Source organism: Streptomyces sp. NPDC034085 (assembly GCF_055575555.1).
This window is the reverse complement of sequence record NZ_JBVISL010000012.1, coordinates 168,871-188,742: the sequence shown is the minus strand read 5'-3', so window position 1 is coordinate 188,742 and position 19,872 is coordinate 168,871. Positions and strand designations below refer to the sequence as shown.

The following is a 19,872-nucleotide window of genomic DNA, read 5'->3' as shown; positions in this document are numbered from 1 at the left end:
GTGTGGACGGTACGCGGCCCGGGCTACGGAAGGGGGCAGGAGAGCGGGAGGACGCGTTCGGTCAGCCGGCCGGTGAGGTGGGTGTCCGTGACGGTGGCGTCGGCGAGCCACTCCGCCCGGGCCAGCTCCTCCACCAGCACACGCAGCTCACCGGGGCTGACGGGGCACCAGGCGGCGAGCACCTCCAGGCCGACCCCCTGGCCGAGCGGGCCGAGTCGCCCGTCGGCGTCGGTCTGGGTGGCCAGGGTCAGGGCGAGGAGCCGCGTCTCGGCGGAGGCCTTCGCCTTGCGGAGCTTCTTGTCCGAGGTGACCCTCTGGGCCCATCCGCTGAGCTTCGGCCGCGTCGCCTTGCCGAACGTGAACGGGCCCGGGACGTCCTGACGGGGCACCAGTGAGGGAACGGTGATGCGGCCCGGGTTCTCCGGTCGCGCGGCGAGCAGGTCGGCGGCCGTGCCGGGAAGCCCGAGCCAGCCCCGGCCGGCCAGCTGCTCGAGCAGCTGCTCCGCATCGGTCAGGCCGAGCCCGGTGAGGTCCTGCCCGACGACGTTGCCGGCACCGGTGAGGGCCGTGCGCAGCGTGAGCAGCAGGGTGACCAGCCGGGCTTCCGCCCCGGGCAGCGGGGCGTGATCGGCCGCGTGGGCGAGGACGGACCGCGCGTGCTCCCACTGCGCCGGCACGGTCAGCAGCCGCACCACCGCCGTCTCGTCGCCGTCCACCGTGCGGCCCGTGCGCTGCTGGTGCTGGAGACGGGCGGTGGCGGCGGCCTGTTCGGCGCGCTGGGCGTCCAGGCGCAGTCGCGCGTCGCCGGTGACCTCGGCCCAGGTGGTGAAGGCGCGCGCCTTGCGCTCCTGGAGGCCGGCGAGCACGGCGAGGTCGGGTTCGGCGCGCTGCTGGTACGCGCGGAAGAGATCGCCCAGCTCGATGAGCTCGTCCCGCAGGGCGAGGGGCCGCAGGCCGGTCGGGACGATCCGCTGCGCGATCCTCCCGTGACGGGGCCGGGGCCGGCCCGTCGCCGAACGGGGAGCCGGCACCTCCTGCGCACCACCCGCGGCGGAGTCGTCGGAGAACCGCAGCCCGTCCGTGGGCGTGGCGACGCGGGGGGCGGCGGGGGTGGTTCCCGGCGGTGCGGTGGTGACGACGCGCGCGCCGGGTGTGGCGGCCGCGCAGCGCGAACAGCACTCCACGGCCCGCCACCAGCGTCCCTCCCGGTCGCAGACCACGGTCAGCACGACCGGTCCGCCGCACCGCCACGGTTCGGCCCGGCCCGACCGGTCGTCGGGACGGAGGTGCGCGGTGCAGCCCTCGGCCTTGCAGGCACAGTACGCGTCGGCCCGCGGCACGGGGACGGCCTTCAGGTGCTCCTTGAGGTGGGCGATCGCCGCCGCACGGCCCGCGGCCGCGGACGGCAGCCGCTGCTCGGCGCAGGAGGACCGGCTGCACGAGACGCGCACCGCCGCACTGCCCCGGGCGGCGGCGTCCAGACGCACGGTCCACCTGCGTCCCAGCACCCGCTCGTCCAGCTCGCGGGCCGTGGCCTCCGTCATCCTGTCTTCCTCCCTCTGGCGTGTCCCATGGCCCGCGCGCGTCCCCGTGGCGACCGGACGCGGCGTCAGCGCGGGCCCACCGTACGCGGCGAGGGCCGCGGCGACCGGTGAACGCGCCCTGTTCACCGAAACCGGTGCAGCCCCGCCGGCGGGACAGCTTCGAGAGGTCGTCTCCTACGGCCGGGCGAGCGGCCCGGCGGTCTCCCAGACGAACCCGTCCGGGCCGGTGACGGCGGCGGCGGTGCTGCCGAGGGCGATGCGGTGCGAGCCGCCGCCGTCGGCCGGGACACCGGCGTCCTTGGCCAGGGCGCGGCGCTTGTACAGCGCGAGCTTGACCGGGCTGGACGGGCCGGCCGCGAACTCGGTGTACTTGCCCCCGAAGCTCCTGGCCACGCTCATGCCCCGGCCGACGTGGAACTCCTTGGCGGCCTTCACGTCCTCGACACCGAGCAGCAGGACGATGTCGTCGATCTCGCGGGTGGCCGGGCCGGTGTCCTTCTTCGCCGAGGTCGCGACCTTCCAGATCGCCCCGTCCGGGGCCTGGACGACGCCGCCGTAGCCCCACAGCGTCTTCGCGGCGGGCTTGAGGACCGTGGCTCCGGCGGCGACGGCGGCGTCGAGGAAGCCGTCCACGGTGGCCGGCCCGGACACCGTGAGGGCCAGGACGAAGCCGCGGAACCCGGTCGAGGGGGCCTGCGACGCACGCAGGCGTACGGAGGAGTCCACGCCGAAGGCGGCGTAGAAGCGGCGGGCGGCCTCCACGTCGGCCACCTCGAGGGTGACGGACGCGAGGGAGGTGCCGGATGCGGGGGAAGCGGTGATTGCCATGCCCCTCACGCTAGGTGCGGCCCGCCGCCCGGCGCTTCTCGATTCCTGACCGGTCACCGCGGCCGTTGGCAGGGGCGGTGCCCAGTGACGTTTCTGTGGTGAACGCGGTGCGCCGTTCGAGTGAGTAAAGGCCGTCTAGGTACAGAATCTAGAGATGGTCTGGAAATGATCAGTTTTAGGTAAAGCGCTGCCGTGTCGCAGGCGCTCCCTCGCCTGCCCATGCGCCCAGCACATCAAGGAGTTGACGATGAGTTACGGCAACAAGCTCCGGGCCCGGATCGCCGAACCGGGCACCACCCCCCTGATCGGCGTGTACGACATGTACTCCGCCTCGGTCGCGGCCGGCCACTACGACGGCATGTTCGTCTCCGGCTTCGGGTTCGCGGCCTCCCACTACGGCCTGCCCGACATCGGGTTCATCGCCTGGCCCGACATGCTGTCCTTCGTCCAGCGGCTGCGCGGCGCGTTCCCCCAGCACCACCTGCTCGTGGACATCGACGACGGCTACATCGACGTGGAGGTCGCCTGCCACGTGGTGGAGGGACTGGAGCGCATCGGCGCCTCCGGGGTGATCCTGGAGGACCAGAAGCGGCCGCGCAGGTGCGGGCACGCCGACGGCAAGCAGGTCCTGCCGCTCTCCGAGTACCTGGACAAGCTGCATGCGGTACTGGAGACGCGGACGGACATGCTCGTCGTCGCCCGCACGGACGCCACCGAGGAGGCCGATATCCTCCACCGCGCCGCTGCCCTGGCCGCCACGGACGCGGACGTCGTCCTCGTCGACGGGGTCCGCAGTGCCGAATGGATCAGGCGGATCCGCGAGGTGGTCGGCTCCAAGCCGCTGCTGTTCAACCAGATCGCCGGAGGCAAGTCCCCGAGGCTCTCCCTCACCGAGCTGGCCGACCTCGGCATCGACGTGGCCATCTACAGCACGCCCTGCCTCTTCGCGGCGCACCAGGCGATGGACACCGCCCTGACCGAACTGCGGCTCGCCGACGGGCGACTGCCGGCCGCCGACGGATCCAGCGCCATCGGCGTCGGTGAATCCACCAGCCTCCTGGCGAAGAACATCACCCGGCACCAGCCCGTGCCCGCCGCGCGTGAGAGCGCCCACGCGTGATCCGCGCACGCCTGCGGGCTGCCGCCTACCTGGCGATGACCCTGGCGTGCGGCAGCGCCGCACCCGCCGCCGCCGAGGGAAGCCTGATCACCGTCATCGACAACTCCCACGCCGACTCCGTGCTCGAAGTCGACCGGACCGCCAACGTCCAGAGCGGCAGCGGCAGCGCCGGCAGCGACCACGAAGGCAGCACCGCCGACGTACTCACCGCCCTCCTCCACCCCGCCCGCCCCGACGGGGCCACGGCGTAGACGGGCACGACGGCGGCCGGGCTCCCCCACGGAGCCCGGCCGCGATCGGTGGCCCCGCTAGGCGGACGCGACCACCTCGCCCGCGGTGACCTGGGGAGGCCGGGGGAGGAGGGACGCCAGGTTGTCGCGTACGAAGTCCGCCGCCCGCTCGATCGATGCGTCGGCGCCCGCACGGTCCTGGAAGACGCTGGTCGAGACCATCACGCCGTTCCCGGCATCGACCCAGTAGTAGGCCACGAAACCGGCGACCTGCCGCATGAGCGGCACGAAGCCCTCGTTCACGAGGCGCCCCGCCTCGGCCGGGTCGGTCACCCCTTCGTACCGCCGGACTGCTGCGTACATGGTTGATCCCCTCAACGGATTCGGCGTCGGCGTTGCGAAGATGCCGTACCCGTGTCGCACGCGCTCGGCTCGCGCGGCGCCCGGCAATCACCGGAAGGGCCCCCTCGGCCGTTCCGGCACGGGCTCGCGCGGGCAGCCCCGGCCGAGGGCCGCGGCCGCGCCGTCACTCCATGCGGCCCCGGGCCGTTCGCAGCAGGTCGGCGGCGGAGGCGACGGTGACGTGCGATCCGTCGACCCAGCTGCTGTAGCCCGCGATCCGCAGGCAGTGGCCGTGGTACGGGCCCCCGACGACCACCCGGCCGCTGTCGTCGAGCTTGTAGGCGTCGGCGTCGATCTCCGGTGCGGGCTGCGCTCTCGGGTCGGGGCATTCCGTGCCGTCGGTGTCCGACCTGAAGGACACCGTCCAGAAGTCCTCGGAGGACTTCGGCGGCCGGTAGCGGCACTCGAACCCGTACGGGCCTTCCGAGCCCACCGCCACGAGCGGAACGCCGACCGACTTCTCCACCACGGCCTTGGGCAGCATGTCGCAGGGGCGTTTCCAGGACACGGGCGCCCCATCACCGACGCCACCGCACCCGGCGAGCACCAGCAGTGCACCCACCGCCAGAGCCGGTACCCGGCGGCCGGTCACAGCGCCACGCGTCTCGGCGGGCGTATCGACCCGCATGGCGGCATGGATCCCCCTGCTTCTCGGCCTTCTGCTCGCGCTGATTCTCTTCGGCGCCGGTTTCGCGGTCAAGATCCGCGCCTGCCGGATCGTGCAGGACCGGGTTCGGGGAGCAGCATGGAAGAGGGCTCTCAACCGGCGCGCGCTGCGGGCCGGCCGCGTTGAGGAGGGAGCGTTCAGCCATGGCCGCACAGGAGCCGCGGGACGAGGACGAGCGGGAACGGCGGGCGGGGCCGTCGCCGCCCGGAGGGCTGCTCGATCTGCTCAGCGTGGCCGCCGTCGTGCTGGACATCCGGGGGCGGATCGTGTTCTGGAGCCCCCAGGCGGAGGACGTCTTCGGCTACACCGCCAAGGAGGCCCTGGGCCAGTACGCGGCCATGCTGGTCCACGACGAGCACCGCGACCTGGTGGCCGGACTCTTCGCCGAGGTGATGAGCACCGGGGCGAGCTGGGCCGGCGCGTTCCCCATCCGGCACAAGGACGGCAGCACGCGCCTGGTGGAATTCCGCAACATGCGGCTGCTGGACGACCTCGGCGACACCTACGCCCTGGGCATCGCCGCCGACCAGACCACCCTCCAGCGCGTCGAGACCGACCTCGCGCTCTCGAAGCGCCTGGTCTCGCAGGCCCCCATCGGCATCGCCCTGCTCGACACCGACCTGCGCTACCTGCTGATCAACCCGGCCCTGGAGCGCATCAACGGCACACCGGCCGCCGATCACCTCGGCCGGCACCCCCGCGATGTCCTGGCCTTCCTCGACGCGGAGACCATCGAGTCCGTCCTGCGGCAGGTGCTCCTGACCGGCACCCCGGTGATCGACCAGTACACCGTCGGCCGCACTCCGGCCGACCCGGACCACGACCGCGCCTGGTCGGTGTCGTACTTCCGCATCGAGAGCGCCGACGGCAGGGTGATCGGCGTTGCGACCTCGGTGGTCGACGTCACCGAACGCCACCAGGCCGCCACCGAGGCCGACCGGGCCCGGCGCCGCCTGGCCGTCATCGCCGACGCCTCCGCCCGCGTCGGCACCACGCTGGACGTCGAACACACCGCCCGCGAGCTCGTGGACGTCGCCGTGCCCGACCTCGCCGACATCGCGACGGTCGACCTCCTCGATGACGTCCTGGCCTTCCGCCCCGCCCCGTCCGCCCGGGAGCCCGGCCCCGAAACGTTCCGGGCGCTCGCCGTGGCCACCGCCTACGCCACCCCCGCGGCCACCGCCGCTCTGCAGGCCGGGGACCTGGCGGCCTACGGAGCCGACCGGCTGATCACCCGCTGCGTCCACACCGGCCAGCCGATGGTCATCGCCCACGCCGACGGCAACGACTACCGGCACATCGCCCGCGACGCCGAAGCCGCGGAGGCCTTCGCCGAGACCGGCGTGCACTCCTACCTCGCGGTGCCGCTCATCGCCCGCCACGAGGTCCTCGGCGTCCTCGACCTGGTGCGCGCCCGCAACCCCCTGCCCTTCGACGAGGACGACGTCCTCCTCGCCGGGGAGATCGCCGCCCGGGCCGCCGTGGCCATCGACAACGCCCGCTGGCACCAGAGCGTCCGCAACACCGCCGAGACCCTCCAGCGCAGCCTCCTGCCGGGCCACCCGCCCCCACTGGCCGGCCTGACGGTCGCCTCCCTCTACCAGCCCGCCCAGGCCACCCACGAGGTCGGAGGCGACTGGTACGACGTCATCCCCCTCACCGGTGACAAGACCGCCCTCGTGGTCGGCGACGTCATGGGCAACGGCATCGACGCCGCCGCCACCATGGGACGCCTGCGGACCGCCACCTGCGCCTTCGCCGACCTCGACCTCGCACCCGACGAAGTCCTCCTCCATCTCGACAAGATCACCCAAGGTCTCGAGCACTACATCGCCACCTGCATCTACGCCGTCTACGACCCCCACACCCACCGGTGCCACATCGCCAACGCCGGCCACCTCCCGCCCGTCCTCACCCCGGCCGGACGGCCCGCCGAGCTGGTCGAGCTGCCCACCGGCGCACCGCTCGGCGTCGGCGGCGTCCCCTTCCACACCACCTCCTTCGCACTCGCCCCCGGCGACCGGCTCCTCCTCTACACCGACGGCCTCGTGGAAACCCGCCACCACGCGATCGACGACCGCCTGCAGATGCTCCTGGACATCCTCCGCGAACCCCGCCGCGCCCTGAACGACACCTGCCCCTGGCTCCTGCGCGCCCTGCGCCACCCCGACGACCACGACGACGTCGCCCTCCTCATCGCCGAAGCCACGGCCTCTGCGCCCTCTCCGCCCGATCGGCGCGCCTGACCGCCAGCGCGGCGGCCGGGACGCGGCAGCACCATCGCGTTGCGGTACGTCGAACCGCTGGGGACACTGGCACCGTGGGCCAGTACGTCGAGCTGGGCAGCGTCAGGACGTGGTACGAGGCGGAAGGTGCCGGCGACCCTCTGCTGCTCCTGCACGGAGGCCTCTGCACGAACGAGACCTGGGGCGCGCAGCGCCCCGACTTCGCCGCCCGGTACCGGGTGTTCCTGCCGGAGCGTCGCGGACACGGCCGCACCCCCGACGTCGCGGGACCGTTCTCCTACCAGGACATGGCCGACGACACCATCGCCTTCATCGAGGCGGTCGTCGGCGGCTCCGCGCACCTCGTCGGCTGGAGTGACGGCGGCATCGTCGCCCTGCTGGTCGCGATCGCCCGCCCCGACCTGGTCCGCAAGGTCGTGGCCATGGGGGCGAACTTCCTGCCCGGTCCGGTCAGCACCGCGGCACCGCAGATGTTCGACGCCATGGCGGCGGACAGTGCCGACATGGCGTTCTTCCGCGAGGCGTACGGGGCCGTGTCACCCGACGGCGCCGACCACTGGCCGGTCGTGGTGCGGAAGGAGGCCGACATGATCCGTACGCAGCCCACGATCCCGGCCGAGGCCCTCGCCCGGATGGGCATGCCGACGCTGGTCCTGGTCGGTGACGACGACCTGATCACCCTCGAACACACCATCGCCCTGTACCGCGCGATCCCCGACTCCCAACTCGCGGTCGTCCCGGGAACCTCTCACGGGCTGCCGCTGGAGAAGCCCGGACTGGTGAACCAGCTCATCCTCGACTTCCTCACCACCGACCCCGGCCCGACGGTCTTCCCCGTCCGCCGCGCCGGGAACACATCGGCAGGGAGCCGGGCCTGACCGGACCTCACCCGACGAAGCCGGCGCAACCGGTGTCGCAGCCGGCTGGAACACTGGGGCGCGTGACCGACCAGACAGCCGCCGACCGTCGTGCCGCTCCCGCCGACCCCCTGCCGCACGCAGCGCGGACCGAGCTCACCGGCACCGACTGGAGGGGCGCTGCCGCACTTCTGTACGGGCCGCCACAACGTGCCCGACACACCGGACGTCCTCCTCGGGGTGCTCGCCGCCGACCCGGCCCGCCGGGTGCGGGCGGTGGAGGACCTGTACCGGCTCCTCCTCCACCAGGAGCGCGTGTGCCCGGCGACCGCCCCGGCGACCCTGGTCGTGGCCGCCCTCCTCGGTTGGGAGCGCAGGCCGGGGCGGCGGCCCCTGCGCGCCGAACTGCTGAAGTGGCTCGCCTCGTTCGCCGACGTCGCCCGGAGCCCGCACGAGGGTGGCGGCGCCGCGCGGGATCTGGCCGCCGCCCGTGCGGTACGGCCGGCGCTCCACGCCCGCACGGCGGCCTTCTGCGAGGACGCCGATCCGCGGGTGAGGGAAGCCGCCCTCGCGGCCACCGCTCTCCTGCTGGCGGATCCGGCCCTCGCCCCGTCCGTACCCCGGTACGCGCCCGCGGTCCGCGCGGTGCTGGGCGTGAGCGCCGACTCGTACTACCGGTGGATCGCCCGGGAACGGCTGGCGGCCTGGGGCGAGGACACCGGCGGTCTCGTCGCAGCGGAGAACGAGCGCCGCGCGGACCTGGACCGGGCACGCGCCCTGGCGGACGACCCGTTCGGGCCGGGCCGGGAGCAGGCGGTCCGCCGGCTGGCGGAGCAGCCCGAGGACACCGCGGCTTCGGAGCCGCCCGTCCGCCGGCCCGAAGCCCGGGCGGCGACCGCGCCCGCGGCTTCCCACGCCCCGACACCACCCGCGCCCCGGCCCGCAGGGGACGGGGAGCGCGCGGAGTGGACGTTCACCCCGTACATCGGGGTCGGCCCCCTGCACTTCGGGATGACCCTGGAGGAGATCACCGCCGCACTCGCCGAACAGCCGGCCCGCTCCGCCCACACCCCGGCCGCCGGAGCCCGCGCACTCGCCTTCGCCGACTTCACGGGGACCGGGATCAGGGCCCTCTTCCGGGGAGGCCGCCTGGGGTGCGTGGCCGCAGAGGCGCTCACCGGTCCCCAGGTGAGACTGGACGGGGCCCCGCTCACCGGTTGTGTGCGCTCCCAGGTGGAGGACTGGCTCGTCCACCGCGCCGCGACACCCGGCAGCCTGGCGTACAGCCCCGCCGGCGACCCGGTCTTCGCGGACCTCGGCCTGGCGATCCGGCCCCAGCGGGCGGGCGACGCCGTCCTGTCCCGCCCGCTCTTCCTGCTCCCCGGCTGGCTCGACCTGTGGCACTCGCTGCCCAGCGACGAGTGGAACGCCTCCTAGCCCCCTGCACCTGCGGCAGGCTGGACCGGTGGTTCCAGCGAGGGAAGGTGCGCAAGTGGCCGGTACGTACGAGGAGACCGGGTTCCGGTTCGGCTGGCGCGGCAGCCATTACCCCGGTCGGCCCGTGGACGACCTGTGGGTGGCCGTCGGCAGGGATCCGGACGGTACCTGGTGCTTCGACGCGTACTTCATCGGACGCGCGGCACTGACCGGTGGCGCACCACGGGCCGCCGCGTTCGCCCGGTGGCTGCTGGCCGCCCCGCCCGAAGGCCGGTACGAGGAGGAGTTCACGCTGGTCGACGGCGAACCCCAGAGCGGATCGCGGCGGCTGGCGGACGGCACCCGCCTCACCGTCGAAGTCCTGGTGGGCCGGGAGGAAGCGGGTGGCCCCGAGTACCTCCAGGTGCTCCTGTTCGGCGAGGTTCCCAGCGGCGCCTTCGAGGTGTGCGCGCCGCTGGTATGCGAGCGGGTGCCCCGCGCCGACCTCGAAGCCGCCGCGGCCCGGCTCCTCACCTCGTGCGACCGGCCCCGCCGGCCGTGAAGCCGCAGCTGCCCGCGGTCAGATGTCGGCGGACCAGACTTCGGGGCCGCCGCCCTCCCAGCGGACCGGCCCGTCCTCGGAGAGGTCCACGTCCTCCAGACCGGCGCGGCGCAGGAACTCCGACACGTCGGAGGGCGTGTAGGCACGGCCCAGGTCGGCGTCCACGCCCAGCGCGTGCACGGTCACTTTCCGGCCGCCCTTGGGCGACACGGGGTGGATCACGATCTCCGTCTGGTCGGGCATGCGTCCAGCCTGCCCCGGGACCGTCCGCAGGGCACCTCGGGGCTGCCGTCCGGATGGCGGGCCGCCCCGCTCCTTCGCGCGGTGCACGGGCCCGGCCGCTCCGGCGTGGACCTGTAGGCTCCGCGCCGTGGATGACATACGACAGGCGACCATCACCTTCAGCGGCACCCTGACGCGGGAGGAGTTCGACGAGGCGGTCGCGGCCACCGGGCTGTTCCAGCGCCTGCGGTGGTTCATCTGGGCGGCCGCCGTCCTGCTGGCGGCGTTGAGCCTGAGGCCCCTCGCCCACGGCGGCGCGGTCAACGCCGGCCTGCTGGCGCTCGGCGTGGTCTACGGCGTGCTCGGCCTGTTCCTGCCCCCGCTGCTCACCGGCCGCGCGTTCCGCGCCGACCAGGCCAGGGGCGAGAAGCAGGCCGTCATCGACGCCGCCGGCTTCGTCGTCGCCCGCGGCGGCGAGGAACTCATGCGGGTGCCGTGGCGCACCATGTACCGCGCCCGCGAGACGGAGCGGGTCTACGTCGTGACCGGCCGCTTCGGCTGGAAGAGCGGCCTGCTGATCGTGCCCAAGCGGCTGCTCGCCGGGGCCGGCGAGGCGGAGCTGATGGGCGTTCTGCTGGAGGCCGGGGTCCGCCGGTTCAAGCGTCACCGTCTCTGAGGGGTCGACACCGACCGGCCCGTGGCCGTCCGCGTGACGCGGCCGCCACGGCATCGGTCCGATCGCCGGATCGCGGGGAATGCTTGAGTGGAGACACGTCCGTCCCGAACCGGAGGAGATCACATGAGCGGCGAGAGCCAGCCCGACGAGCAGGTCCGGCACATCCGCGAGAAGGCCGAGGAACTGGAGCTGGCGGCCCAGCGGTCCACCGACCCCGCCGAGCGGCAGCGGCTGACCGACAAGGCCCTGCACATCCGGCAGAAGCTCGAAGAGGTCCACGGCCCGGAGAGCGCCACCATGGACCCCATGTAGCCCGCGGGCCCGGCGCCGGCCGCCACGGCAGGACCGCCGGGGACCCCATCGGACCACGGCACGACAGCGCCGGGGGAGCGGACCGGGCAGCCGAGGCGGACCGCCTCGGCTGCCTCACCGCGCCCCGCCCGGGCGGGCACGCCGTGGCTCAGACACGGGCCCGGACCTGCTTCACGGGGTGTCCCAGCCCGTCCGCCAGCGCCGCCAGCTCGTCTTCGCCGAAACAAGGGCGTGCGGGATTCCAGAGGGCGATCTCGAAGCGCGCGAAGCCGCAGGGCCAGTCGTAATGCAGCAGGTCGAGCGTGGTCGATCCTCCGCAGCAGGGAACCTCGACCGCGAGCGTGGCGAAGCCGTCGTCGCAGTGGGCGTCGAGCAGGTCGCCCCACCACTCCCGGTCGATGGACGCCTGACACAAGGGGCAGCCGATCCGCTCCAGGTTTCCGCCGCAGTCGACCGCGGTCACCACGTCATGCCACGTCACGTCGACCTCGCCGTCCGCTCCGTCGACGACGCCGGGAGCCAGTTCGTTGATCAGCGACAGGACGCGGTCAACGGCATCGCGTTCCGGCTGCCACCGCGGATCCGTCGGGATGATCGACAGCACGTCATCGCTCATGACTTCCTCACTCGCCCGGGCCCAGTGCCCCAGCGCCCCGCGATGCTATCGAGCACACGTTCTGGTGCGCGGCAACGGGTCCGTGCAGCGCAGACGGCCCAGCGGTCACTGCTCCGGCTCGTGGCCGAAAGGCGCCGAGGCGGGAGGAGTCACGGTTCCCCGACCGGGGCAGAGTGGGGCCATGGTTCACGTACTGGGCAGCAGGATCCTGCTGTGCCCCACCGATCCCGAGCGCTCCCGCGCCTTCTACGGCACCACCCTCGGCCTCGCCGTCCACCGGGAGTTCGGCACCGGCCCCGAACGCGGCACGGTCTACTTCCTCGGCGGTGGGTTCCTCGAGGTGTCGGGCCGCGCCGACGCGCCACCAGCGCCCGGGCTGCGGCTGTGGCTCCAGGTGGAAGACGTGGAGGCGGCCCACCAGGAACTCCGGGAGCGGGGCGCCGAAGTGCTGCGGCCGCCGCAGCGGGAGCCCTGGGGGCTGATCGAGATGTGGATCGCGGACCCCGACGGCGTGCGCATCGCCGTCGTGGAGGTACCGGCGGACCACCCCCTGCGCTTCCGCCCCTAGGGGGTGTCCGCACAGTAGCGCGGCCGCCCGCAGGGCAGGCGGGACTTTGCGGACACCCCCTAGCCCCGCCGGCGCCCGCGGCGGGGCTCGGGGGAGTGTCGGAACGCCGGGCTCCGCCGGGGATGCGGCAGGGGCGGGTTCACGCCGTACGTGCGTCACCTGATCGGCTCAGCAGGACCTAGAGTGTGCGCGTGACCGAGCAGAATCCCGAACTCATCGCCGGCCGGTACCAGCTGGTGGAACGCATCGGCCAGGGCGGTATGGGCCGGGTGTGGCGCGGCCTCGACCAGCACCTCTTCGGACGTGAGGTCGCGGTCAAGGAGATCCTCTTCCCGCCGGGCATGGACGACGGGGACCGCGCCGCGCTGCTCCGGCGGTTCATCGGCGAGGCGCGCGCGGCGGTCACTCTCAGCCACCCCGGGATCATCACCATCCACGACGTCGTGGAGCACCAGGGCGCCCCCGTCATCGTGATGGAGCTGGTCCGCGGGCAGTCCCTGGCCGCCGCCATCCGCAGCACCGGGCGGCTGCCCGTGCAGCGGGTGGCCGAGATCGGCGCCGCCGTGCTCGACGCGCTGGCCGAGGCGCACCGGGCGCGGATCGTCCACCGCGACATCAAGCCGGACAACGTGCTCCTGACCAAGGACCGCGTCGTCCTGACCGACTTCGGCATCGCCCACCTCGCGGACGCCACGACCAGGCTGAGCCACAGCGGGACCGTCATCGGCACGCCGCACTACATGCCGCCGGAGCAGCTGGAGGGCAAGCGCCCCACCCCCGCCAACGACCTGTGGGCGCTCGGCGCGACCCTCTACCACGCCGTCGAGGGACACCCGCCGTTCGAGGCGGACGGGCTCCACGCCCTCGCCGTGGCCGTCTTCACCCGGCCGCCCCGGCCGACGGTCCACGCCGGCCCGCTCGCACCGGTGCTGGACGCGCTCCTCACCAAGGACCCCGCGCAGCGCGTCGCAGCCGCCGAGGCGGCCGAGATGCTGGCGGCGGTCCTGCGGTCCTTCACGACCGTGCCCCCCGCATCCGCCGAGCCCGGGCAGGGGCAGGGACCCGACCCCGTACCCGAGCCGGCTTCCCCGACGCCGTCACCGCAGACCCCGACGGTCCTCGACTCCGGATCCGGCGCGGGTGCCGGGCAGCGCCCCGTACCGGAGCGGCCGACCGCCCCGCCCGTGCCCCCGCCACCGGCCGAGGAGCCGGTCACGCACGGCTCCGCCCACGGGAGGGAGGGCGGCGAGAGGGCGTCCACCCGGGGGCGCCGGCTCACCCGGCGCTCCGCGGTCCTGGCCTCGGTGCTCGCCACGCTCGCCACGGGCTCCGTCCTGACCTGGACCCTCACCCAGGACGAGGACGCGCCTCACGGGGGCGGGGCGGCCGGCGGCGGGTCGGCGGCCTCCTCCGCCACGGTGGTGATCGGGGTGGACGCACCGCTCAGCGGCGGGCTGTCCGCCATGGGCGCCGGGATGAGGAACTCGGCCGAGCTGGCGGCCAGGACCGCCAACGAGACCGGGCACGTCCCCGGCGTGACGTTCGAGATCAAGGCCCTGGACGACGGGGCCGACCCCGCCAGGGGCGCGTCCAACGCCGCCCGGTTCGTGTCCGACAAGAAGGTCCTGGGGGTGGTCGGCCCGCTCAACTCCGGTGTCGCCAAGACCCTGGTGGCGCCGCTCGCCCGGGCGGACATGGCCGTCGTGTCGCCGGGCAACACCGACCCCGTGCTGACGCTCGGCCCCGACTGGGCCGCCGGCAGCCCGTCGCGTCCCCACTCCACCTACTTCCGGACCGTCGCGACGGACGTGGACCAGGGGCCGTTCGCCGCCCGGTACCTGCACGGCGAGGCGAAGAAGACCAAGGTGTACGTGGTGGACGACGCGAGCGCCCACGGCACCGCACTCGCCTCCGGCCTCACGGCCGAGTTCACGAAGCTCGGCGGGACCGTCGTCGGCACCGAGCGGGTCGATCCCGCGGAACGCGCCTTCGAGGGCCTCGCCGAACGGGTGCGGTCCTCGGGAGCCGACGCCGTCTACTTCGGCGGCTACTACGACACCGCGGCACCGCTCTCGCAGCAGCTCGAACAGGCGGGGGTGACCGCCCCCCTGATGGGGGGTGACGGCATCTTCGACCAGCAGTACCTCACGATGAACCCGAAGGCCGAGGGCGATCTCGCGACCAACATCGGCGCGGCCGCCGAGGAGACGGCGGCCGGGCAGGACTTCCTCACCCGGTACCGCAAGGCCGGCTACCCGGAAGCGGCCGGCTGGTACGGCCCGTACGCGTACGACGCCACATGGGCGCTCATCGAGGCGGTGAAGGCCGTCGTGACGGCCCATGGCGGCACCCTCCCCGCCGACGCCCGGACGGAACTGCCACCGGTCGTGGCACGGTTGGACTTCGACGGGGTCACGGGCCGCGTCGCCTTCGACCGGAACGGCGACCCGGTCAACCGCCGGCTGACGGTGTACGCGGTGAAGGGCGGCAGCTGGGCGACCGTGACGAGCGGCCCGGCCACCCGCTGACGCCGCACCGGGCCGAGCGGCCCGGAAACGGCGGAGCACCCGGCGAGGGCGGGGTGACCGCCGTACCGGGTGCTGTGCGCCTCAGCGCGGGAGGATCATCCCCAGTCGGAGTCCGACGTCTGGATCAGCGGACCGGCAGACAGGACGCGGGCGTCGGCCTGCTGCTCCACCTCTCCCATGGCTGCGATTCCCCAATTGGTGCCGGCCGGTTCGTTGCCGGCGACACCACTGAGTCCGATGACCGCGAGGATCGCGAACAGCACGGCGGTGACGGTTGACCGGGTGTTGATCGGTGTCAAGGTGTTCCTCCCTAGGCCGGCCCGACCCCCGCGGACGATGCGGGCAGCAGGGCCTCAACTGCGCCACGGGCCCTGTGGCACACGGGCAAGCCTGTATCGAGTGCGGGACGCGATCAACCTTCGGGATACTGCGTCCACCCGCAGTTCAGCAAGAGGAAGACGGATTTGATGACGGAACGGGAAATATCCGCTGCCCCCGAGACCTCCCGGTTGACCGAGGTGGAGCTGCGCACCTACCGCAGGGCCCTGCGGGGCGAAGAGCTGCCCGACGACGAGCCGGGCCTCGCCTCCCTCCTCGCCCGCGACATCCTCTTCGCGAACACCCACGAGCACGGCACCTACGTCCCCGCCCCGCCCCGCTACCTGGAGACGCAGCTCACCGAGGCCGTCCTCAAGGCGCTCACCGGCGTCACCGAAGCCCTCGCCGGCATCCCCGCCCACGTACGGGAGCTCGAAGCCGAGCAGCAGCGGTACCACCACAGCCCCGGCCCGGAGGGGACGCTCCTGCTCCGCACGGTCCCCGAGGTCAACGCGGAGACCATACGCACCATCCAGTCCGCCGAGTTCGAGATCCTCACCGCGCAGCCCGGGCACCGGAAACCGCAGGTCCTCAAGGGAGCCCTGCCGCGGGACCTGCAAGCCGCCCGGCGCGGCGTGAGCGTACGGACGATCTACCGGGTCAGCGGACGGACCAACCCCACGCAGCGCGACTGGGTCGCCACCATGACGCGGGCCGGCGCCCAGGTGCGCACCCTCGGGGACGACTTCCTGCGGTTAATCGTCGTGGACCGCAAGCACGCCTTCTTCGAGGTCTACGGCGAGGACGGCACCGTCCAGCAGTCAGCCGCCTGGTACACCCAGGACCGCGGGGTGTGCGCCCTGCTGGCCGCGCACTTCCGCCAGCAGTGGGAGCGGGCCGACCCGTGGCTGCCCCGCGAAGGCGAGGGAAGCGCGGGCCAGGAGGACGCCCCCAGGACCTCGAAGCTCCAGCGGACGATCGTACGGGGCATCGTGGCCGGCAGGAGCCACCGGCAGATCGGGGAGAAGCTCGGGCTCAGCGAGCGCACCGTGACGGCCCACGTCTCGAAGCTGCGCGAGGCACTGGGCCTGGAGACCGTGCCCCAGCTGACGTTCTGGTGGGCGACGTCCCCGGAGCGACTGCTCCCGTAACGGCCGCCGAGCCGCCCCCGACCGTTCCGCCGCACGACGCCGCGCGAGGCGAAAGGCCCTGCCCGCGGGCCGGGTCAGCCGCGTACATGCAGGCCGAAGCCGGTGCGGCCCGCGGGCTCCAGTCCCTCCTTCAGGTGCAGGGAGGGGATCTCGTAGTCGCCGTGGTTCTGCCGCCGGAACGCGATCGGCTCGGTCGACTCCAGGGTGAGCAGCCGCTGCTCCCAGGCCTTGGCCACGTCCGCGTAGGCCTCCGCGGTCATCCGGTCGGTGCCGTACAGCACGAACGGCGGCAGCACCTCCATGCCCGGGTAGTACAGGATCCCGTGGTGGATCGGGAACAGCAGGTCGTCGATGGGACCGTTGATCCCGCGAGCCGCGTAATGCGACTCCGGACCGCCGGCGGTCACCGACAGCAGCGCCCTCCTGCCGGCCAGGGTGCCTTCGCCGAAGCGCTCGCCGTACCGGGTGGCGCTGTGCTCGCCGACGCCGTACGCGAAGCGGTAGGTGAACACCCGGTCCACCCAGCCCTTGAGGATCGCGGGCATCGAGTACCACCACAGCGGGAACTGGAAGATGACCGTGTCCGACCACAACAGCTTCTCCTGCTCGGCGCGGACGTCCGCGGTGAGCGTCCCGGCGTCGAAGGCCCGGCCCGAGTCCAGGGGCACGTTCAGCGGATCCGAGGCCTCGGGACCGTAGTCCGCGGCGTCCACGACCGCCTTCCAGTTCATCGCGTACAGATCGCTCACCCGGACCTCGTGCCCGGCGCCCTCCAGCGTGGACACCGCGAGGTCCTTCAGCGAGCCGTTGAGCGACTGCGGCTCCGGGTGGGCATGGACGATCAGCGTCTTCACGGGAACTCCTTCGGATCGGATGCCCCCGATCCTGGGCCCCGCGGCGCCCGGCGTTCAGGGGCGCCGCTTCCGTCGGACCGGACTTCCTGGTACTGGCAGTACCACCCTCGCGTGCGGGACCGAGGCCATACTGGGGGCATGGACGATCTTGCGGGGTTCCTGCGGTCCCGGCGCTCCCGGGTAGACCCGGCTGCCGTCGGAGTCGCCACCGACAGCCGCCGCCGAGTGGCGGGGCTGCGCCGCGAAGAGGTCGCGCACCTGTCCGGAGTCAGCGTCGACTACTACGTACGCCTGGAGCAGGGCCGGGCGACCCAGCCCTCCGACCAGGTCCTCGACGCGCTCGCCCGGGTCCTCGGCCTCGACGAGACCGAACGCGGGCACCTGTGCCGGCTCGCCCGGCAGCGCCGGCGCCGCGCGAAGGCGCCGGCCGGGCGGGTCCGGCCGGAACTGCTGCGCGTCCTCGGCCTGGTCGCCGATGCACCCGCGCTGATCATGGACCACCGCCTCGACGTGCTCGCCGGGAACCGCCTCGCCGGACTGCTCTTCGGCCGGCCGCTACCGGGCCTGAACACGGCCCGGCACATCTTCCTCGAGGAGACCGAGCGCGGCCTCTACGCGGACTGGGAGACGTGCACGCTCGACGTGGTCGGGCACCTGCGCCTGGCCGCCGGCACCTACCCCGAGGACCCGCGCCTGGCCTCCCTCATCGGCGAACTGTCCATGGGCAGCGAGCGCTTCCGCCGCCTGTGGGCCCGCGCCGACGTTCGCGCCCGCACCCACGGACGCAAGGCCTACCGGCACCCGCTGGTCGGGCTGCTGGAACTGCACCAGGAGAACTTCGCTCTGCCGGACGCGTCGGGAAGGGAGCTGCTGGTGCTCTCCGCGGCCCCCGGCAGCCCCTCCGCGGACGCCCTGCGCCTCCTGGCGGGCCTGGGCACGGGCGGCGAGGAGGCACGACCCGCACCGGAGGCGTCGGCTGACCCGGTGAGGTGAACCTGTACGCCGGACGGAGGCGGGGCGGGTGGCAGCAGTGGCGGTCCGCCGCGGCGCGCCCGAGGCTCGTTGCGGAGACGGGTACGAGGGAAGGGCAGCAGCCGATGCCGCAAGCCGAGGAGGAAGGCCTCACCGCGCGTCCGATCGGCGCGGTGGATCAGCGCCGGAGGAGGACCGGCCATCTGAAGGCCGTGGTCACGCGGACCAACCTGCTTCCCGCGTTCCTGGTTCTGACGGTCATGATGGTTGTCCTGTGGCTCACGGGCATGCCGTTCCTCCAGGCCCTGACGGTCTCGACCGGCGTGAAGATCGCGGTGGCTCTGCTCGAACTCCGCCGGCTGCCGTCCCGGAGCTGAGGCACGGGCGGCGTGACCCGCCTGCCCCCCCGGGAGCGGGGTGTGGGAGTGCGGGCCGCTGTACGCCCGCATCGACGTCACCTACGTCTTCGACCGCGCCGCCTACGATCGGGCCCTCACACACCTCGGCCTCCCCGCGACCCCTTCGCCTGGCGAGCGGCGGACGTACGTCAGGCCGCGCGCTCCAGTTCCCCGCAGCCCTCGCGGAGTTCCTCCAGCAGACGGCCCGCGTCGGTCACGAGGGTGCCCTGGAGAGCCGTCACGGCCGGCTGGTCCGCGGAGGCCGCGGCCTGCTCCTGGGCCCGGGCGAGTTCGGAGGACGCCCGGTCGAGGGCCGCCCGCAGGGGGCCGGGATCGGTACGCGTGCTCTCACCGATGGCGTCCATCGCAGTGGCCACCGTGCGCAGCAACGCCGTGTAGGCGCGCCGGAACTCAGGGGGCAGGGCTTCCCGCTCGCCGCCGGAGAGGGCGTGGTCGAGGCTGCGGCCGGCGGAGCGCAGGTGGTCCAGGCAGCGCTGGGCGACGTCGAGCGCCTTCCGCGCCCGCAGCAGGGCTTCGCGGGCGCCGTCGATGCTGCGGCGCGGATTGAGGCGGCTGTTCTCGAGCTCCGCGTCCACGGCCTGGCGGATGCGGTCGGCGTCCGCGGACAGCCCGCGCCAGTCGCCGCGCAGCCGGCGCACCCGGTCCCCGTCCGGCGCGTCGGTCTCGAACGCGTCGGCCAGGTCGCCGACGCCCCGCTCGATGCGGGTGAAGAGGGCGGCGACCGCTTCCTGCCGGCGCAGGGTGTGCCGGGCGGGTGCGAGGACGAGGTGCGCGACGATCCCGCAGGCGGCACCTATGCCGACCGACGCGACGAGTTGCCCGATGTAGTCGATCCTGCCGTGGCCGGAGGAGAAGGCGAAGAAACCCACGATGGCGACCTGCGTGCCGTGCGAGCCCAGACTGCCGAAGCGTCCGACGGCCAGGGCCAGGAGCGTCAGGAGTCCGAAGGACCAGCCGTGGATGCCCGCGACGGCCGCCAGGGTCGCCGCCAGGGCCGCCCCGACCGCCATCGCGAAGAGGTACTGCGCGCAGTCCCGCAAGGAGCGGTACACCGTGGCCTGCAGCGCCACCAGCGCGGTGAACGGGGCGAACGTGGATACCGCCGGCGGCAGGAGGTGGCGGGCCAGGACCCACGCGGTCATCGCCGCCGCAACGGTCTTCAGGTGGAGCACCACGTCGTCGCGCTCGCTGCCCGGGGCCCGCACGGCGCGCCGCACGTACCGGCCCGCGTCCCGCACCGTACCCGTCATCGTCCTCCACACGTGGTCACACCGCTGCACCCTCGCCGCTCCCGCCTCGCCGGGCGCCGGGAGGCGGCCTGGAGGGCGGGGTGCCCGAGGCCCGGCCGCGCCCGTGCGCCGTCG

22 protein-coding genes are annotated in these 19,872 nt (G+C 73.6%); 13 read left to right on the top strand and 9 right to left on the bottom strand.

Going from position 1 to position 19,872, the window contains the following annotated elements; all coding sequences use genetic code 11:
- Positions 1-23: 23 nt before the first annotated feature.
- Together ACZ501_RS31095 and ACZ501_RS31090 are read right to left on the bottom strand one after the other, a co-directional pair.
- Positions 24-1,544, bottom strand: coding sequence for a hypothetical protein (locus tag ACZ501_RS31095; RefSeq protein WP_361610502.1), 1,521 nt, complete (start codon positions 1,542-1,544; stop codon positions 24-26).
- A 174-nt stretch (positions 1,545-1,718) separates the two neighbouring features.
- Positions 1,719-2,372, bottom strand: coding sequence for a glyoxalase (locus ACZ501_RS31090; protein ID WP_468799903.1), 654 nt, complete (start codon positions 2,370-2,372; stop codon positions 1,719-1,721).
- 247 nt (positions 2,373-2,619) lie between these two features.
- Here ACZ501_RS31090 and ACZ501_RS31085 point away from each other — a divergent pair, with 247 nt between their 5' ends.
- On the top strand, positions 2,620-3,492 hold the full coding sequence (locus ACZ501_RS31085; RefSeq protein WP_361610499.1) for an isocitrate lyase/PEP mutase family protein: 873 nt from the start codon (positions 2,620-2,622) through the stop codon (positions 3,490-3,492).
- Positions 3,489-3,743: a hypothetical protein gene (locus tag ACZ501_RS31080; RefSeq protein WP_362465548.1), complete on the top strand. Its 255-nt coding sequence runs from the start codon at positions 3,489-3,491 to the stop codon at positions 3,741-3,743. Before ACZ501_RS31085 ends, ACZ501_RS31080 begins: the two co-directional genes overlap by 4 nt.
- A gap of 57 nt (positions 3,744-3,800) precedes the next feature.
- Here the strand turns inward: ACZ501_RS31080 and ACZ501_RS31075 are convergent, their stop codons facing one another.
- Both ACZ501_RS31075 and ACZ501_RS31070 read right to left on the bottom strand, forming a co-directional pair.
- The gene (locus ACZ501_RS31075; RefSeq protein WP_468799901.1) at positions 3,801-4,085 is read right to left on the bottom strand and encodes a hypothetical protein; all 285 of its coding nucleotides are present in this window, start codon (positions 4,083-4,085) and stop codon (positions 3,801-3,803) included.
- 163 nt (positions 4,086-4,248) lie between these two features.
- Complete coding sequence (locus tag ACZ501_RS31070) at positions 4,249-4,632, bottom strand: hypothetical protein (protein ID WP_468799899.1); 384 nt, start codon at positions 4,630-4,632, stop codon at positions 4,249-4,251.
- A gap of 302 nt (positions 4,633-4,934) precedes the next feature.
- On the opposite strand from ACZ501_RS31070, the gene ACZ501_RS31065 reads away from it, so the two are divergent.
- From ACZ501_RS31065 to ACZ501_RS31050, 4 genes are all read left to right on the top strand, one after another.
- Complete coding sequence (locus ACZ501_RS31065) at positions 4,935-7,037, top strand: SpoIIE family protein phosphatase (protein WP_468799897.1); 2,103 nt, start codon at positions 4,935-4,937, stop codon at positions 7,035-7,037.
- A 74-nt stretch (positions 7,038-7,111) separates the two neighbouring features.
- Positions 7,112-7,915 (top strand): alpha/beta fold hydrolase, encoded by an 804-nt coding sequence (locus tag ACZ501_RS31060; RefSeq protein WP_468799895.1) that lies wholly within the window; start codon positions 7,112-7,114, stop codon positions 7,913-7,915.
- A 189-nt stretch (positions 7,916-8,104) separates the two neighbouring features.
- A complete protein-coding gene (locus ACZ501_RS31055) occupies positions 8,105-9,331 on the top strand; it encodes a hypothetical protein (protein ID WP_468799893.1) in 1,227 nt (408 codons plus the stop codon).
- Positions 9,332-9,386: 55 nt separating this feature from the next.
- Positions 9,387-9,872, top strand: coding sequence for a hypothetical protein (locus ACZ501_RS31050; RefSeq protein WP_468799891.1), 486 nt, complete (start codon positions 9,387-9,389; stop codon positions 9,870-9,872).
- A gap of 18 nt (positions 9,873-9,890) precedes the next feature.
- On the opposite strand, the gene ACZ501_RS31045 is transcribed toward ACZ501_RS31050, so the two are convergent.
- On the bottom strand, positions 9,891-10,115 hold the full coding sequence (locus ACZ501_RS31045; RefSeq protein ID WP_361610146.1) for a hypothetical protein: 225 nt from the start codon (positions 10,113-10,115) through the stop codon (positions 9,891-9,893).
- A gap of 127 nt (positions 10,116-10,242) precedes the next feature.
- Between ACZ501_RS31045 and ACZ501_RS31040 the strand changes: the two genes are divergently transcribed.
- A complete protein-coding gene (locus tag ACZ501_RS31040; protein WP_468799889.1) occupies positions 10,243-10,770 on the top strand; it encodes a YcxB family protein in 528 nt (175 codons plus the stop codon).
- 123 nt (positions 10,771-10,893) lie between these two features.
- Positions 10,894-11,082, top strand: a complete 189-nt coding sequence (locus ACZ501_RS31035; protein ID WP_361610149.1) for a DUF6381 family protein — start codon at positions 10,894-10,896, stop codon at positions 11,080-11,082.
- A 148-nt stretch (positions 11,083-11,230) separates the two neighbouring features.
- On the opposite strand, the gene ACZ501_RS31030 is transcribed toward ACZ501_RS31035, so the two are convergent.
- Positions 11,231-11,698, bottom strand: coding sequence for a hypothetical protein (locus ACZ501_RS31030; RefSeq protein ID WP_468799887.1), 468 nt, complete (start codon positions 11,696-11,698; stop codon positions 11,231-11,233).
- Between the two features lie 181 nt (positions 11,699-11,879).
- Here ACZ501_RS31030 and ACZ501_RS31025 point away from each other — a divergent pair, with 181 nt between their 5' ends.
- Positions 11,880-12,266 (top strand): VOC family protein, encoded by a 387-nt coding sequence (locus ACZ501_RS31025; protein WP_468799885.1) that lies wholly within the window; start codon positions 11,880-11,882, stop codon positions 12,264-12,266.
- Between the two features lie 191 nt (positions 12,267-12,457).
- Complete coding sequence (locus ACZ501_RS31020; RefSeq protein WP_468799883.1) at positions 12,458-14,794, top strand: bifunctional serine/threonine-protein kinase/ABC transporter substrate-binding protein; 2,337 nt, start codon at positions 12,458-12,460, stop codon at positions 14,792-14,794.
- 95 nt (positions 14,795-14,889) lie between these two features.
- Here ACZ501_RS31020 and ACZ501_RS31015 read toward each other — a convergent pair whose 3' ends face one another.
- Positions 14,890-15,093 (bottom strand): hypothetical protein, encoded by a 204-nt coding sequence (locus ACZ501_RS31015; RefSeq protein ID WP_361610771.1) that lies wholly within the window; start codon positions 15,091-15,093, stop codon positions 14,890-14,892.
- 168 nt (positions 15,094-15,261) lie between these two features.
- Between ACZ501_RS31015 and ACZ501_RS31010 the strand changes: the two genes are divergently transcribed.
- A complete protein-coding gene (locus ACZ501_RS31010) occupies positions 15,262-16,263 on the top strand; it encodes a helix-turn-helix transcriptional regulator (RefSeq protein ID WP_468799881.1) in 1,002 nt (333 codons plus the stop codon).
- A gap of 74 nt (positions 16,264-16,337) precedes the next feature.
- On the opposite strand, the gene ACZ501_RS31005 is transcribed toward ACZ501_RS31010, so the two are convergent.
- Entirely contained in the window at positions 16,338-17,117 is a 780-nt protein-coding gene (locus ACZ501_RS31005; RefSeq protein WP_361610769.1) for an NAD(P)H-dependent oxidoreductase, read from the bottom strand.
- 138 nt (positions 17,118-17,255) lie between these two features.
- Between ACZ501_RS31005 and ACZ501_RS31000 the strand changes: the two genes are divergently transcribed.
- Together ACZ501_RS31000 and ACZ501_RS30995 are read left to right on the top strand one after the other, a co-directional pair.
- Positions 17,256-18,110: a helix-turn-helix transcriptional regulator gene (locus ACZ501_RS31000; RefSeq protein WP_468799879.1), complete on the top strand. Its 855-nt coding sequence runs from the start codon at positions 17,256-17,258 to the stop codon at positions 18,108-18,110.
- 104 nt (positions 18,111-18,214) lie between these two features.
- Positions 18,215-18,466 (top strand): hypothetical protein, encoded by a 252-nt coding sequence (locus tag ACZ501_RS30995; protein WP_468799877.1) that lies wholly within the window; start codon positions 18,215-18,217, stop codon positions 18,464-18,466.
- Positions 18,467-18,636: 170 nt separating this feature from the next.
- Here ACZ501_RS30995 and ACZ501_RS30990 read toward each other — a convergent pair whose 3' ends face one another.
- A complete protein-coding gene (locus ACZ501_RS30990) occupies positions 18,637-19,758 on the bottom strand; it encodes an aromatic acid exporter family protein (RefSeq protein WP_468799875.1) in 1,122 nt (373 codons plus the stop codon).
- Positions 19,759-19,872: the final 114 nt, after the last annotated feature.